Below are 15330 nucleotides of genomic sequence, written 5' to 3' on the forward strand. Positions count from 1 at the left end.
GCTATACTCTCCTTAGATAAACAAAACGGAAATGATTTTAAGGAGAGATAAATGATGAAAATGACAGTAGACCAAAGATTTATGATGCCAGCAGATGTTGTAGAGCGAGTGGAAGTATTACGAAACAAACAAAGCAAGCGTGGCACATTATTACAATCGGTAAATAAATTTTTCGGTTTAGATACGAAAGAAGATTGTGTTTGGTTTTACGGTTTTTATGGAGTGGCTGTAAGTATCTTGTTGTTTATGGTGTTCACTTCAAATATTTTCGATTTTCTCTTCGCGTAAGAAATATGCGATAAGGACATTGCTACCGAATACATATATAAGGAAGTAAGGTAATCTTCTAGAGCGGGAGTTGGTAGCAATGGCGATGTTTCCTATAGAGCGCAATTATATTGGATATGGAAGTTCACGACCGGGGATTCCTCTGACTAAAGTGAGATTTATCGTAAGCCATGATACAGGGAATCCTGGAAGCAATGCGATAGGGAATCGAGATTACTTTAATGAATTACAACCGAAAGCTTCGGCGCATACATTTATAGATGATAAAACAATATTGGAGATTATTCCTATAAATGAAGTTGCGTATCATGTTCGATATGGTGTGCCGACGGATAATGACTTATATGGCTATGACGCAAATAAGGCGGCCATTGGAGTGGAACTTTGTTATGGTGGCGATGTTAACTTTTGGGAAGCGTATAATCGTTTTACATGGTATCATGCGTATTTATGCCAAAACTTTGGCTTAAATCCGAAAAAAGATATCGTGTCACATAAAACGCTTGATCCAGCTAGAAAGATTGATCCTGAGAATGTATTAGGGAAACAAGGTATTAAATTTCAGCAGTTTTTAGCAGATGTCTATCGGATGTACGTTTCGTTTAGATGACAAATATATGAAAAATGAATACAATAAAGATAGGTGCCTACTGCTGTAAGTAGGTTTTTTCTTGTTTTTATAAATAGTGCATTGGTAGAAGACTAGGAGTGGACGAGTATGCAGAAAGAAACAGTTATTATAATCGGAGGCGGTCCGTGCGGATTAGCGGCTGCAATTTCGTTGCAAAAGGTAGGGATAAATCCGTTAGTAATTGAAAAAGGAAACATTGTAAATGCCATTTATAATTATCCAACTCATCAAACATTTTTCTCTTCTAGTGAAAAATTAGAAATTGGTGATGTAGCTTTTATTACAGAAAATCGTAAGCCAGTTCGAAATCAAGCGCTTGCGTATTATCGTGAAGTAGTAAAACGTAAATCTGTACGTGTAAATGCTTTTGAGCGAGTGGAGAAAGTTCAAAAAGATGGAGAAGTTTTTCAGGTTGAGACGACAAAGCGTGACGGAAGTAAGGAAATGTATATAGCGAAATATATTGTTGTAGCAACTGGATATTATGATAATCCAAATTATATGAATGTTCCAGGTGAGGAATTGAAGAAAGTAGCTCACTATTTTAAAGAGGGGCATCCTTATTTTGATCGAGATGTAGTAGTTATAGGTGGGAAAAACTCGAGTGTAGATGCCGCGTTAGAACTTGTTAAATCTGGTGCACGTGTAACGGTACTGTATCGTGGAAGTGAGTATTCACCAAGCATAAAGCCTTGGATTTTGCCGGAATTTGAGGCGTTAGTACGAAACGGTACAATTCAAATGCATTTTGGAGCTCATGTGAAAGAGATTGCTGAGCATACATTAACGTTTACAGTTGATGGTGAAGCTTTTACAATCCAAAACGATTTTGTATTTGCGATGACTGGTTATCATCCTGATCATAGCTTCTTAACGAAGATGGGTGTTCAGATTGATGAAGAAACAGGACGTCCAATTTATACAGAGGATAGAATGGAAACGAATGCTGAAAATATTTTCATTGCAGGTGTCATTGCTGCTGGAAATAATGCAAATGAAATATTTATCGAGAACGGTAGATTTCATGGAGATGCGATTGCGCAAACCATTGCATCAAGAGAAAAATAAAAAGGAGCTGTCGGGAAAATCTCGACAGCTCCTTTTTATTCGTGCATAAACATATTTTGAATGGATTCATGGGAATTTGTATTCTCTAATGCAACAAGTAATTTAATGCGTGCTTTTTGTGCATTTAAGCCGTATGTGAATACAATGCCCATATCTTTTAAGTGTTTACCGCCACCTTCATACGAATATACGTCTTGAACGATACCGTTGAAACAGCGAGAAACTAATACGACAGGAATACCTTTATTTAATAATCTTTCTAGGCTAGGTAGTGTTCTTGGAGGGAGATTACCTTGTCCAAGAGCTTCGATAACAATGCCGTCTACAGGAAGATTTTCGATTGCTGCTAATAATGTATCATCCATGCCAGCATATGCTTTTAGAACAACTACATTTTTAGACACTTTGTTTATCGTATATGATTCGCGATGTACTAAAGCGTGATGGAAGACAACGCCGCGTTTTGTTACCATTCCAATTGGTCCGTATTGTGGACTTTGGAATGTTGCGACATTACTTGTATGTGTTTTCGTTACATTTGTAGCGCAATGAATTTCGTCGTTTAATACGACTAAAACACCTTTTTCTGCAGCTTCATCAAAACTAGCAACTTTTACAGCTGATAAGAAGTTATATAGACCATCAGCACCTAACTCATTGCTAGAGCGCATTGCACCTGTCACTACGATCGGAATAGTTGCTTGTACTGTTAAATCTAAGAAATAAGCTGTTTCTTCTAATGTATCCGTACCATGCGTAATAACTACGCCATGAATGTTGTCTTGTTTTACTCTTTCATCAATGATGACTTGTAATTGTAACATTTCGCTCGGTGTCATATGAGGAGATGGTAGATGGAACACATCTTCAACGATTAAATCAACATCGCCTTCTAAATCAGGAATGAATTTTAAAAGAGGATTTTTTTTACCTGGTTGTACGACCCCAGTTTCTTTATCTTCCTCCATTGCAATTGTTCCACCTGTGTGTAAAACTAGGATTCTTTTCAATGCTTATACCCCTTTCAAGTAAAAAAATACATTTAGAACATAACATGTTTTGAGTAAATTCGACAATGGAAATGTATAAAAGTATGCCTCGAAAATGACAATAAAATTAACTGCTATATGTACGATGTATAAAATTACGAAACGAAATGTGCAAATATAGTATAGGAGGGAGAAATTACGGTGAAAAAGATGGAGAGAATTTTTATTCGTATATTAATAATACAATTCATTTGTCTTTCTGTTGTACAATTGTTATTTATACATAAGTCATCAGTGAAATATTTATCTAAAATTGTTTATTATGAGGGTGTTATGGTAAAAAACAAAGTGGAAATCTTGCAGGTGAATCGGTAGTTTTCATTTTCTTCTATGAAGGATTATGCTACAATAATTGAGGATTTAATGACGCGAAGCAAATGAGAAGAAGCAGGGTGAACACCTGCTTTTCGTTTTGTTTTATAAGTGAAAAAATGAGGTGTTACAATGGATAAACGAATTTCGATTGCTATAGATGGTCCAGCAGCTGCAGGGAAAAGTACAGTGGCAAAAGTTGTTGCGAAGGAACTTTCTTATGTTTATATTGATACAGGCGCAATGTACCGTACGCTTACATATGCAGCCCTTGAACAAAAAGTAGACATTGAAAATGAAGAGCAGTTAATGGAAGTTGTAAAGAATGTAAATATTGAGTTTCAGCAAGGAGAAAATACACAGCTTGTATTTTTAAATGGACAAGATGTTTCTGAAGTAATTCGTACACCTGATGTGACGAATCGAGTATCTATTGTAGCGAAACATCGCCTTGTTCGTGAAGAAATGGTACGTCGTCAGCAAGAGTTAGCGAAAAAAGGTGGCGTTGTAATGGACGGCCGTGATATTGGTACACATGTATTACCGGATGCTGAAGTGAAAATCTTTATGCTTGCTTCTGTTGAAGAAAGAGCGGAAAGAAGGCATTTAGAAAATTTAAATAAAGGTTTCGATTCTAATTTAGAGCAGCTAAAAGAAGAAATTGCTCAGCGTGATAAATTAGATTCAGAACGCGAAGTTTCTCCACTAAAAAAGGCTGATGATGCATTGGAATTAGATACGACTTCTTTATCAATTGAAGAAGTTGTCCAAAAAATTATGAGCATTGTTTCTGGAGTGTTTGCGAAATAAAGAAAGGGGATAATCCTCTTTCTTTTTTTGTTTAAATAGAAATGTAAAGGATACGTGAATTGTGAGTCTCTTTCCTTGACAAATGAGCTGATTTGTAAGAAGTTAGTTAAAGAGGAATAAAACTGTCAGAATATATTCGCTATTATATTTCAAAACATACTTTTTTCAAGCTGGTTTTGCTGTATACTATTTATATAGGTTTAATATATTTTCTTGTGAATGTTATTGAAAAAGAGTATGTGATGAGAAATTCTTAAACATGCAAATGAAAACTTTGTTTTCATTTCGTATATACATAAAAAATGCTTTGTCAATTCTGTAGGGAGGTATTTCCATGGTAGAGAAAATGAATGAAGAAGTTATGGATTCAAAAGAATTACAAGTTGGTGACGTTGTTACAGGTTCTGTAACGAAGGTTGAAGAGAAACAAGTGCTTGTAAATGTTGGATACAAAACAGATGGCGTAATTCCAATTAGTGAATTAGCTAACGTTCATATTGAAAAAGCAAGCGATGTTGTAGAATTAGATCAAACACTAGAGTTAAAAATTATTAAATTAGAAGAAGATGATCTTGTCTTATCTAAACGTGCTGTTGATGCAGAAAAAGCATGGGTAGAACTACAAGAGAAATTTACTTCTGGTCATGTATTTGATGTTACTGTAAAAGATATTGTGAATGGCGGATTAGTTGTGGACCTTGGTGTTCGCGGTTTTATTCCAGCTTCACTTGTAGAAGTACATTATGTAGAAGACTTTACTGACTATAAAGGTAAAACATTAGCGGTGAAAATTGTTGAATTAGACCGTGAAAAAAATCGTGTAATCCTTTCGCATAAAGCGGTAGTAGAATTAGAACTAGATTCTAAGAAAAAAGAAGCAATTTCTTCATTAAAAGAAGGGGACGTTGTTGAAGGAACAGTACAACGATTAACTGACTTTGGCGCATTCGTTAATGTTGGTGGAGTGGACGGTTTAGTTCACATTTCACAAATTTCACATGAACGTGTAGAGCAACCTTCTGAAGTGTTAGAGCAAGGTCAAAAGGTTAAGGTAAAGGTGTTATCTGTTGATGCTGATACACAACGTATTTCTTTATCAATTAAAGCAGCTCAACCAGGACCTTGGGAAAACGTTGCTGGCGAAATAAAAGCTGGAGATATTCGTGAGGGAGTAGTAAAACGCCTTGTTACATTTGGTGCATTCGTTGAGGTTTTACCGGGCGTTGAAGGACTTGTACACGTATCTCAAATTGCAAATCGTCACGTGAAAAATCCGAATGAAGTATTGGAAATGGGACAAGAAGTAAAAGTGAAAGTACTTGAAGTTCACGTAGCAGAGAAACGTATTTCTTTAAGTATAAAAGAAGCGCTTGAGGAAAATAATGTAACTGAAGATTATAGTCAGTATGAGCCAAATGCTGATTCTGCTACTTTCCAATTAAGTGATATTATTGGTGAACAATTGAAAAAATTAAAGAAATAATGAGGGGTACAAGTGGTAAGGGCAAAACGTAAATTAGATCATATTGAATACGCTCTTTCTACTGGTCAGTCTCGTACGCATGGCTTTCATGATATTGATTTTGTGCATCAAAGCTTGCCAAATTCAAATTATGACACAATAACATGTGAAACAAAAATCGGCGAACTTTCACTAAGTTCGCCGATTTTTATCAATGCGATGACTGGTGGTGGAGGAGAGAAAACGTTACATATTAATGAGCAATTAGCATATGTAGCGAAACATCATAACCTTGCTATGGCTGTAGGTTCGCAAATGGCGGCGTTAAAAGATGAAAGTGAAGCTGCTTCTTATAAGGTGATTAGAAAGGTAAACCCAAATGGTATTTTCTTTGCTAATTTAGGTAGTGAGGCAACTATCGAGCAGGCAGAGCGCGCCGTTGATATGATTGAAGCGAATGCATTACAAATTCATTTAAATGTCATACAAGAGTTAACGATGCCAGAAGGAGACCGTGATTTTACTGGAGTACTTCAGCGTATTGAGAAAATTGTTTTAAATAGTAAAGTTCCTATCATTGTAAAAGAAGTTGGATTTGGGATGAGTAAGGAAACAATGCAACAGTTAGTGAACGTAGGTGTAACAGCAATTGATATTGGTGGGCAAGGTGGTACAAATTTTGCTGCTGTTGAAAATGAAAGAAGACAGCGAATGCTTTCTTATTTTAATAACTGGGGCATACAAACAGCAACCTCGATTATTGAAGCAACCTCTACAAATAATAACCTCTCTTTTATTGCATCTGGGGGTATACAAACAGCGCTTGACGTAGCGAAAGCGATCGCATTAGGGGCGAATACAACTGCGTTTGCTGGTTACTTTTTACGTATTTTAATGCAAGATGGTATCGAGAAGTTAGTGGATGAAATTGAGCTTCTACATACAGATTTGAAATTTATAATGACAGCTCTTGGTGCGAAGACGATAGAAGAGTTGCAATCTGTATCTCTTGTTGTAAAGGGTGAAACATATCATTGGTTAATGCAGCGTGGTATTGATACTGCGCATTATAGTAGGAGATAAAAAATCAACCGTTCGGTTGATTTTTTTTGTTCTATTCTTTTTCGTAATATAAAGTGGAGAATGGGACTAGTATTATATAAAAATATCATTTCGTAAAAATTGCAATTGAAAAAGGACTAAAAAATGTAGATGGTGTGTTGTCGAATTACTGGATAGAACTTAATTTTTAACGGGAATAGGTGAAGGTAAAAAGAAGTAATGGGAGGATATAGTGCGCAAAATATTATTTCAATATAAATAGAAAACATTAAACTGATTATGTAAAAGACGGTTTCGTACAATATCGAAACCGTCTTTTTGTATTAATTAGTGCTGGTTTTGTTTTCGAGCCTGTTCTGGTGTATCAAGTCCAGTTGCACCTGGATATTGTAGTGATTGATCACGATCGGATTCAACGCGGCGTGATTCTCGTAGTTTTCGTTCTTGGCGATCTTTACCCATAATGAATAACACCTCCTTGTTAAAAGTGTTGCTGTTATAAGAAAAAACTATGCGTAAATAAAGTGGATTAACTTTCATAAAAAGTTCCCATAATGGAAAACATAGGAGGTGAAGTTGATGGATGGAAGTACTTTTTATTTTGTAGCTTGGATAGGGTGGATCATTGTAACCTTTTTTATGAAAAAGGACCTTATTCGGTGGAAGTTAGGCGCTTGTATACTGATTTTTATAATTTGCTCTCCGTTACATGTAACGATTGCCTCATTCGTGGTATCAGTAAATGCTCTTTTACTTTGTATTATTTCTTTTATAGGGATCACGCTATATTCTGTCTGGAAAAAATTATATAGCTTACTTTCGGCACTTATTATTGCAATGTTATATACAAGTTTTCATCTGTTAGAAATATATGATCCGATTTGGATTGTGGTGGATAGAGTGTTTCTGCTAAGTAGTGCTCTTGTGTATGCATCGGTGTTATTGCATGGGGATCGCATATTACGATTATGTTCTCTATATGTAGGGATGTTACAAGGAGAGCTGCTAGTGACATTTATTTTTAGGAAATTGAATTTCCCATATGATTACGGTAGTTTAGCATTTTTTGATATCGTCGCCGTTTCTACATTATTCATGGCAGTATTGTTTTGGAGTGCAAAAGCATCAGTATACATGGAACGGTTTAAGAGAAAAACACGTAAAAGAAAGGCGAGGGTAATACATGACTGAATATACACCAGCCATTTTATGCGGCGTAATAGCGGGGACAGTTACAAGGGTGCTAATGCTTCGGACGGATACGCGGCAATATCCGACGAGGCTGCATGGGAAAATTATTCATATTGCAATGGGGTTAATTGCAGCTGCTTTAGGAGCGATTGCAATCCCGTCTATTTTGAAAAAAGATTTTTCTGCCATTACATTTCTTACGTTAGCAGCGACACAATTTCGTGATGTACGTAATATGGAAAGAAATACGCTTCAACAATTAGATGGGTATGAGCTCGTACCGCGTGGAAATACATACATTGAAGGAATTGCATTGGTTTTTGAAAGTCGCAACTATTTGGCAATGTTAACGTCGTTTGCAACGACGTTTGCGTATATAGGATTCCGTTCATGGATTGCAGGAGTAATTATGGCTATAATCGCATTTTTTATCGCGAAAAAATTAATGTCTGGTAAAAGGCTGCATGATCTTGTTGAAATTGAGCACGTTCCGCTTCGTTTTGAAGGAGCAGGGCTTTATATTGACAATATTTACATTATGAATATTGGATTGCCAGCAAGACAAGAAGAAATTATGAAATATGGTATGGGTTTTATTTTAAAGCCGAAATCAATTGATGCGATGGTTACAATCTCAAATTTAGGGCAACGACAAGCTATTTTACACGATGTTTCAGTAGCGTTAGGGATTTATAGAGATTCTGGTACACCAGCGCTTGTACCGTTAGCAAAGCGTGATTTAGAGGATGGCAGGGTTGGGATTTTTGTACTGCCGCAAGATCAAGATGCAGAGAAAGCGATAGGTGTCATAGGAAATGTACCAACGTTAGAAAGTGCTGTCCATATGTCATCGGAAGCCCCGAAAGGAAGGGGAGATAAGAGATGATGTTAGAAAGTGTTATTCTGGCAGTTATAACAACGACTCCAGAAAAATTTGCAGGTGGTGCTCCTTTATTCGTTTGCGAATCGACAGAGGAACTAGAATTTATTGCAAATAATTTAGAGGCAATTTTAGATGGTATTGCACATCGCTTACAAGAGAATGTATATATTATTGTGAAACATTAGCAACGTGTGTTATAATGTGAGGTGTTTTGATACGTTGAGAAATATTCTGGAATGCAAATCCCTTCTTGCACAAAGAAGGGTTTTTTACATAATAAACAGAAGCAAGTTGAAAGGATGAAAGTATATGCCGAAACCAGTAATAGCGATAGTAGGTCGCCCGAACGTAGGGAAATCTACTATTTTCAATAGAATTGTTGGAGAAAGAGTTTCAATCGTAGAAGATATTCCAGGTGTAACGCGCGATCGTATTTATAGCGCTGGAGAATGGTTAAATCATGAATTTAACATTATTGATACGGGCGGAATTGATATTGGAGACGAGCCGTTTTTGACACAAATTCGTCAACAAGCTGAAGTAGCAATTGATGAAGCGGATGTTATCATTTTTATGACAAACGGTCGTGACGGTGTAACAGCAGCTGATGAAGAAGTTGCAAAAATTTTATATCGTTCAAATAAACCGGTTGTACTTGCAGTAAATAAAGTGGACAATCCGGAAATGCGCAGTGACATTTATGACTTTTATGCATTAGGATTTGGCGAACCATTCCCAATTTCAGGTACACACGGATTAGGATTAGGTGACTTACTAGACGAAGCTGCACAACATTTTCCAAAGATTGAAGAAGACGGATATGATGAAGACACAATTCGTTTCTCTTTAATTGGACGTCCAAACGTAGGGAAATCATCACTTGTAAATGCTCTTCTTGGTCAAGAGCGTGTAATTGTTAGTAATGTAGCAGGAACAACTCGTGATGCTGTCGATACACCATATAGTAAAGATGGAAAAGATTATGTAATTATTGATACAGCTGGTATGCGTAAAAAAGGAAAAGTGTATGAAAGTACAGAAAAATATAGTGTACTTCGTGCGCTAAGAGCGATTGAACGTTCTGACGTTGTTTTAGTCGTTTTAGATGGTGAAGAAGGAATTATTGAGCAAGATAAAAAAATCGCTGGATATGCTCATGATTCAGGGCGAGCTGTTGTTATCGTTGTAAATAAATGGGATGCAGTGAAAAAAGACGAGAAAACAATGAAAGCATTTGAAGAAAATATCCGTGCTCATTTCCAATTCTTAGAATACGCACCAATTGTTTTCTTATCTGCAAAAACAAGAAAACGTACACAAACATTAATACCGGTTATCGATGAGGTAAATGAAAGTCATAGTATCCGTATTCAAACGAACGTATTAAACGATGTAATTATGGATGCGGTAGCGATGAATCCGACGCCAACTCATAATGGTAGCCGTCTGAAAATTTTCTATGCAACACAAGTTGCGGTAAAACCACCGACATTTGTTGTGTTTGTAAACGATCCAGAATTATTGCACTTCTCATATGAGCGTTTCTTAAAGAATCGCTTACGTGAATCATTTGGCTTCGTAGGAACACCGATTCACATTATCGCTAGAGCAAGAGACTAATGGAGAGGATGTGATTTTATGACAAAAATCACAGTAGTAGGAGCAGGTAGCTGGGGAACAGCGTTAGCGATGGTATTAGCTGACAATGGACATGATGTACGTATTTGGGGAAATCGCCCAGAACTTATGGATGAAATTAATACGAAACATGAGAATAGTCGATATCTCCCAGGCATTACATTGCCAAGCACAATCGTAGCCTACTCTTCTTTAGAAGAAGCATTAGTAGATGTAAATACAGTACTGCTAGTAGTACCAACGAAAGCGTACAGAGATGTATTACAAGAGATGAAAGAAATTGTTACTGAACCAATTACTTGGATTCATGCGAGCAAAGGAATTGAACCTGGTACGTCAAAACGTATTTCGGAAGTGATTGAGGAAGAAATTCCAGAGCATTTAATTAAAGATGTTGTTGTACTGTCTGGACCGAGTCATGCTGAAGAAGTCGGTTTACGACAAGCGACAACAGTTACGTCTGCAGCAAAGCGTATGGAAGCGGCTGAGGAAGTACAAGATTTATTTATGAATAGTTATTTCCGTGTATACACAAATCCAGATATCGTTGGAGTTGAACTTGGTGGTGCGTTAAAAAATATTATCGCATTAGCTGCTGGTATAACTGATGGTCTTGGATTAGGTGATAATGCAAAGGCGGCATTGATGACACGTGGTTTAACAGAGATTGCTCGTTTAGGAAGAAAAATGGGCGGGAATCCGTTAACGTTTGCTGGTCTAACTGGTATGGGAGACTTAATTGTAACGTGTACAAGTGTTCATAGCCGAAATTGGCGCGCTGGAAATATGCTTGGAAAAGGACACTCTTTAGAAGAAGTGTTAGAAAGTATGGGTATGGTTGTGGAAGGTGTAAGAACAACGAAAGCTGCTCATGAATTGGCAGAGAAAATGGAAGTTGAAATGCCGATTACAGCTGCTTTATATGACGTGCTGTTCAATGGGAATAACGTAAAAGATGCGGTAGGCTCATTGATGGGGCGTGTTCGAAAACATGAAGTGGAAGCTATACCTGATTTACTGTAAAGAAAAGCGACAGAAGTACATTTGTACTTCTATCGCTTTTTTTATTTTTTGGGTCTTTTCACCATTTTTTCATTTTTGCATAGGATGAAGAGTAACTTGAGGAGAGGGTGAAAAGAATGGATAATAACATTTTTAATAATATTGAGAAGGAAGCGAAAGTAAATAAAGAGGATATTTTTAAATTAGCATCATCCGTGCAAAATGCGAATTTACGTGATGAAACTGTACTTCGTCAATTAATTCATCAAGTGGCTCTTATGGCGGGACGTGAAGTGCCGAAAGAGCAAGAGGATCAAATTGTAAAAGCGATTATTAATAATAATATGCCAACAGATTTTGGCTCGTTAAGCAAAATGTTTAAAAAATAAATTATGAGAAACAAAGAGTTTGTAGATTGCATATGATAGCCATGAAAGAATGGGAATAGAGCTGTTTTTGGGCATATTTGGTCAACCGAAGCGAGAGATACAATCGCTTCGGTTTTATTTTTGTCTAGATTGGTGAGAAATGCTGGAAAACCTATTGATTAAAGTTACATATTCGCAATTTGTAGTAAAAAGTTCTTTTTGTATTTGTTTAAAGATTTTAATTTGTTAAAATAGTATAAAAATAGATTAATAAAAAGGGGTGTGTATATGTCAGAAGGGCTTATGAAAATGTGGTTAGCTTTAGGGGCAATTGGATTTATGTTTTTTGCAGTAAGTTTTATTTTATTAAGTAGACATAAAATAAAGAATAAATTTTTGAAAGGGATTACAGCGTTAGTAGCGTACACCCTTATGATTGTGTCAGGAATTGTTATTTTTCTTGTTGTATTTAGTGGACCTGTACAGCAGTAAATGGAATGGTCTCGAAAATATTACATACGGAGCAAGTTAGATTAGTATGAAAAGGTGATGGTAGTGAAAAAATTCCATATTATTTTAATATTTTGTTGTATGAGCCTTTTAACGGGGTGTCTGTATCCGAAAGAAAATATGAAGCAAAATGCGGTTCCTTATGAAGATCAGCTACAGGTTGTTCAAAAAGCTGTTGTGACATTTAAGGAGCAAAATGATGGGATATTGCCAATTAAGACGAGGGATATGAGTACACCTATTTATCAAAAGTATCCAATCGATTTTCAACAGATTGCCCCGCGTTACATACAAGAAGCGCCAGGGAATGCGTATGAAAGTGGAGGAGTATACCAATACGTATTAATAGACGTTGAAACAAATCCAACAGTAAAGTTAATTGATGTTAGGATAGCTGAACAAATTCAGGAACTATCTTTAAAGCTTAGGATGTATCGTGATGAACATCAATATCCACCTTTTAAAAAAGTAATTTCAGATGGTGTATATGAATTGGATTTCAAAAAACTAGGATATAAAGATGTGCCACAAGTGACAAGTCCATATTCTGGTAAAGGACTTCCTTTTGTAATTAATGAAAAAGGAGAAGTTTTTGTTGATTATAGAATCGACTTATATGACGCTTTGAAAAGAAATGAAGGGCAGTTTGCGGAGGGAGAAGATATTCGAAATATACTTTCGAAAGGTTCCCCGTTTGTACCAGCTTATTCTTTACCGTACACAGTAAAGGACGGAGAACCAATTTTTTTAAAATGATAAGTCATGAACCTTTCTTTTAGTGAATAAGTTCTAGAAGAAAGGTTTTTTATGTTATACAACTTACGATGCAAACAAAAGATATTTTTTAATAGTCATATGAAATTGGACAAAATTATATGATATATTGTCCGAACTTCTAGAATACCATTATATTATATCAGATATTATAGGCAACGTTAGAGAAGGTATTAGTTGACTATAAACGCGGAATTATTCCCAAAAATTTTGAGGGAGGGAATCACTTGGAAAAGGTAGATATTTTTAAAGATATTGCAGAACGAACAGGCGGTGATATTTATTTTGGAGTTGTAGGAGCTGTTCGAACAGGGAAATCAACATTCATTAAAAAATTTATGGAACTTGTAGTTATTCCAAATATTGAGAATGAGTCTGACCGTCAAAGAGCGCAGGATGAATTGCCTCAAAGTGCTGCTGGTCGTACAATTATGACGACGGAACCGAAGTTTGTTCCAAACCAAGCGGTTTCTATCGAAGTAGATGAAGGACTTGAAGTGAATATTCGATTAGTAGATTGTGTTGGATATACGGTTCCTGGAGCGAAGGGCTATGAAGATGAGAATGGCCCGCGCATGATTAATACCCCTTGGTATGAAGAACCTATTCCATTTCATGAAGCTGCAGAAATCGGCACGCGTAAAGTAATTCAAGAACATTCAACAATTGGTGTTGTAATTACAACAGATGGAACAATTGGTGAAATTCCAAGAAGAGATTATATAGAGGCAGAAGAACGCGTTGTAAATGAGTTGAAAGAAGTAGGAAAACCTTTCATTATGATAATTAATACGGTACAGCCGTATCATCCAGATACAGAGCAATTACGCCAAAGTTTATCAGAAGAATATGATATCCCGGTTATTGCAATGAGTGTGGAGAGTTTAAGAGAAACAGATGTATATAATGTACTTCGTGAAGCGCTATTTGAATTCCCTGTATTAGAAGTGAATGTGAACCTTCCGAGCTGGGTAATGGTGCTAAATGAAGGGCATTGGTTGCGTCAAAGTTATCAAGAAGCAGTTCAAGAAACTGTGAAGGATATAAAACGTCTTCGTGATGTGGATCGCGTTGTTTGGCAGTTTAGTCAATATGAATTTATTGATCGAGCGAGCCTAGCTGGCATTGATATGGGGCAAGGTGTGGCGGAGATTGATTTATATGCGCCAGATGAATTATATGATCAGATTTTAAAAGAAGTAGTAGGAGTAGAAATTCGAGGGAAAGATCATTTATTAAAGCTTATGCTCGATTTATCTCATGCGAAAATAGAGTACGATCAAGTGGCGGATGCACTGCGTATGGTTAAGCAAACAGGATATGGTGTAGCAGCGCCTGCATTAGCGGATATGAGCTTAGATGAGCCAGAAATTATTCGTCACGGTTCAAGGTTTGGTGTGAAGTTAAAAGCGGTAGCGCCATCTATTCATATGATTAAAGTAGATGTAGAGTCAACGTTTGAGCCGATTATTGGTACTGAAAAGCAAAGTGAAGAATTAGTTCGTTATTTAATGCAAGATTTTGAAGATGACCCGTTATCAATTTGGAATTCTGATATATTTGGACGTTCACTTAGCTCGATTGTTCGAGAAGGAATTCAGGCGAAATTATCTTTAATGCCAGAAAATGCTAGATATAAATTAAAAGAAACGCTAGAAAGAATTATTAATGAAGGATCTGGCGGATTAATTGCGATTATACTATAAGAAAAAATCCCTCTCACTGTAGAGGGATTTTTTGTTTTTTTGATTATAAAATAGAAAAATAAACAGTCATTATCTAATACATTGTTGTAAATTGTCAAGTTTCATCAGATTTTCACATTTTCAGAGTAACAATTTCCTTAAAAATATTGAATTATAAAGAAGAATCGTATAATATAGGCGTTGATAATGATTTATCTACATCTTTGTAGTATAGAATTTGCAAAAATTGCCTACAAATGAAAGTAAGACTCATTTTATGATCATTATACAGTCTTATCTTTGGGAGGAGGTGAATGGCATGAACAAGACAGATTTAATCAATGCTGTTGCAGAAGCAAGTTCCCTTTCTAAAAAGGACGCAACAAAAGCAGTAGACGCTGTTTTTGATTCTATCTTAGAAGCTTTAAAACAAGGTGATAAAGTACAACTGATCGGATTCGGTAACTTCGAAGTTCGTGAGCGTGCGGCTCGTAAAGGTCGTAACCCACAAACAGGTGAGGAGATTGAAATCGCTGCAAGTAAAGTACCTGCATTCAAACCTGGTAAAGCGTTAAAAGATGCGGTTAAATAATCCTT

General features: G+C 36.3%; 19 protein-coding genes. 17 read left to right on the plus strand and 2 right to left on the minus strand.

Features of this window, described 5'->3' with window-relative positions; all coding sequences use genetic code 11:
* Positions 1 to 51: 51 nt before the first annotated feature.
* The 3 genes from MKY21_RS07565 to MKY21_RS07575 all read left to right on the plus strand — a co-directional run bounded on the left by MKY21_RS07565 (position 52) and on the right by MKY21_RS07575 (position 1987).
* Positions 52 to 288, plus strand: a complete 237-nt coding sequence (locus MKY21_RS07565) for a DUF3961 domain-containing protein (protein WP_001983018.1) — start codon at positions 52 to 54, stop codon at positions 286 to 288.
* A 79-nt stretch (positions 289 to 367) separates the two neighbouring features.
* Positions 368 to 898, plus strand: a complete 531-nt coding sequence (locus MKY21_RS07570; protein WP_001240655.1) for a peptidoglycan recognition protein family protein — start codon at positions 368 to 370, stop codon at positions 896 to 898.
* Positions 899 to 1006: 108 nt separating this feature from the next.
* Positions 1007 to 1987, plus strand: a complete 981-nt coding sequence (locus MKY21_RS07575; protein ID WP_001168515.1) for a YpdA family putative bacillithiol disulfide reductase — start codon at positions 1007 to 1009, stop codon at positions 1985 to 1987.
* A gap of 35 nt (positions 1988 to 2022) precedes the next feature.
* On the opposite strand, the gene ansA is transcribed toward MKY21_RS07575, so the two are convergent.
* The gene (gene ansA, locus MKY21_RS07580; protein WP_000822027.1) at positions 2023 to 2997 is read right to left on the minus strand and encodes an asparaginase; all 975 of its coding nucleotides are present in this window, start codon (positions 2995 to 2997) and stop codon (positions 2023 to 2025) included.
* Between the two features lie 180 nt (positions 2998 to 3177).
* Between ansA and MKY21_RS07585 the strand changes: the two genes are divergently transcribed.
* The 4 genes from MKY21_RS07585 (at position 3178) to MKY21_RS07600 (ending at position 6703) form a co-directional block, all read left to right on the plus strand.
* Positions 3178 to 3351: a YpfB family protein gene (locus tag MKY21_RS07585; RefSeq protein ID WP_000738057.1), complete on the plus strand. Its 174-nt coding sequence runs from the start codon at positions 3178 to 3180 to the stop codon at positions 3349 to 3351.
* A 129-nt stretch (positions 3352 to 3480) separates the two neighbouring features.
* Entirely contained in the window at positions 3481 to 4158 is a 678-nt protein-coding gene (gene cmk, locus MKY21_RS07590; RefSeq protein ID WP_000361252.1) for a (d)CMP kinase, read from the plus strand.
* Positions 4159 to 4492: 334 nt separating this feature from the next.
* Positions 4493 to 5641 (plus strand): 30S ribosomal protein S1, encoded by a 1149-nt coding sequence (gene rpsA / locus MKY21_RS07595; protein WP_000229561.1) that lies wholly within the window; start codon positions 4493 to 4495, stop codon positions 5639 to 5641.
* Between the two features lie 12 nt (positions 5642 to 5653).
* The gene (locus MKY21_RS07600) at positions 5654 to 6703 is read left to right on the plus strand and encodes a type 2 isopentenyl-diphosphate Delta-isomerase (protein WP_341075839.1); all 1050 of its coding nucleotides are present in this window, start codon (positions 5654 to 5656) and stop codon (positions 6701 to 6703) included.
* 306 nt (positions 6704 to 7009) lie between these two features.
* Here the strand turns inward: MKY21_RS07600 and MKY21_RS07605 are convergent, their stop codons facing one another.
* Complete coding sequence (locus MKY21_RS07605; RefSeq protein WP_000513900.1) at positions 7010 to 7144, minus strand: YpzI family protein; 135 nt, start codon at positions 7142 to 7144, stop codon at positions 7010 to 7012.
* Between the two features lie 117 nt (positions 7145 to 7261).
* On the opposite strand from MKY21_RS07605, the gene MKY21_RS07610 reads away from it, so the two are divergent.
* From MKY21_RS07610 to MKY21_RS07655, 10 genes are all read left to right on the plus strand, one after another.
* Positions 7262 to 7873 carry a YphA family membrane protein gene (locus MKY21_RS07610; RefSeq protein WP_000349096.1) on the plus strand — a complete coding sequence of 204 codons (612 nt, stop codon included), beginning with the start codon at positions 7262 to 7264 and terminating at the stop codon, positions 7871 to 7873.
* The gene (locus MKY21_RS07615; protein ID WP_000141596.1) at positions 7866 to 8759 is read left to right on the plus strand and encodes a YIEGIA family protein; all 894 of its coding nucleotides are present in this window, start codon (positions 7866 to 7868) and stop codon (positions 8757 to 8759) included. Before MKY21_RS07610 ends, MKY21_RS07615 begins: the two co-directional genes overlap by 8 nt.
* Positions 8756 to 8941, plus strand: a complete 186-nt coding sequence (locus tag MKY21_RS07620) for a capping complex subunit for YIEGIA (protein ID WP_000979058.1) — start codon at positions 8756 to 8758, stop codon at positions 8939 to 8941. The genes MKY21_RS07615 and MKY21_RS07620 overlap by 4 nt, the downstream gene beginning before the upstream one ends.
* 124 nt (positions 8942 to 9065) lie before the next feature.
* On the plus strand, positions 9066 to 10376 hold the full coding sequence (der, locus tag MKY21_RS07625; RefSeq protein ID WP_001125893.1) for a ribosome biogenesis GTPase Der: 1311 nt from the start codon (positions 9066 to 9068) through the stop codon (positions 10374 to 10376).
* A gap of 18 nt (positions 10377 to 10394) precedes the next feature.
* Entirely contained in the window at positions 10395 to 11417 is a 1023-nt protein-coding gene (locus MKY21_RS07630; RefSeq protein ID WP_000161763.1) for an NAD(P)H-dependent glycerol-3-phosphate dehydrogenase, read from the plus strand.
* A gap of 116 nt (positions 11418 to 11533) precedes the next feature.
* Positions 11534 to 11785, plus strand: coding sequence for a stage VI sporulation protein F (locus tag MKY21_RS07635; RefSeq protein ID WP_000369754.1), 252 nt, complete (start codon positions 11534 to 11536; stop codon positions 11783 to 11785).
* A gap of 267 nt (positions 11786 to 12052) precedes the next feature.
* A complete protein-coding gene (locus MKY21_RS07640; RefSeq protein ID WP_001289004.1) occupies positions 12053 to 12256 on the plus strand; it encodes a DUF2768 domain-containing protein in 204 nt (67 codons plus the stop codon).
* 63 nt (positions 12257 to 12319) lie between these two features.
* Entirely contained in the window at positions 12320 to 13030 is a 711-nt protein-coding gene (locus tag MKY21_RS07645) for a hypothetical protein (protein ID WP_000713405.1), read from the plus strand.
* 245 nt (positions 13031 to 13275) lie between these two features.
* The gene (gene spoIVA, locus MKY21_RS07650; RefSeq protein WP_000416519.1) at positions 13276 to 14754 is read left to right on the plus strand and encodes a stage IV sporulation protein A; all 1479 of its coding nucleotides are present in this window, start codon (positions 13276 to 13278) and stop codon (positions 14752 to 14754) included.
* Positions 14755 to 15052: 298 nt separating this feature from the next.
* Positions 15053 to 15325 carry an HU family DNA-binding protein gene (locus MKY21_RS07655; RefSeq protein WP_001043860.1) on the plus strand — a complete coding sequence of 91 codons (273 nt, stop codon included), beginning with the start codon at positions 15053 to 15055 and terminating at the stop codon, positions 15323 to 15325.
* Positions 15326 to 15330: the final 5 nt, after the last annotated feature.

Source organism: Bacillus sp. FSL R9-9497 (assembly GCF_038005805.1).
Lineage (GTDB): Bacteria > Bacillota > Bacilli > Bacillales > Bacillaceae_G > Bacillus_A > Bacillus_A cereus.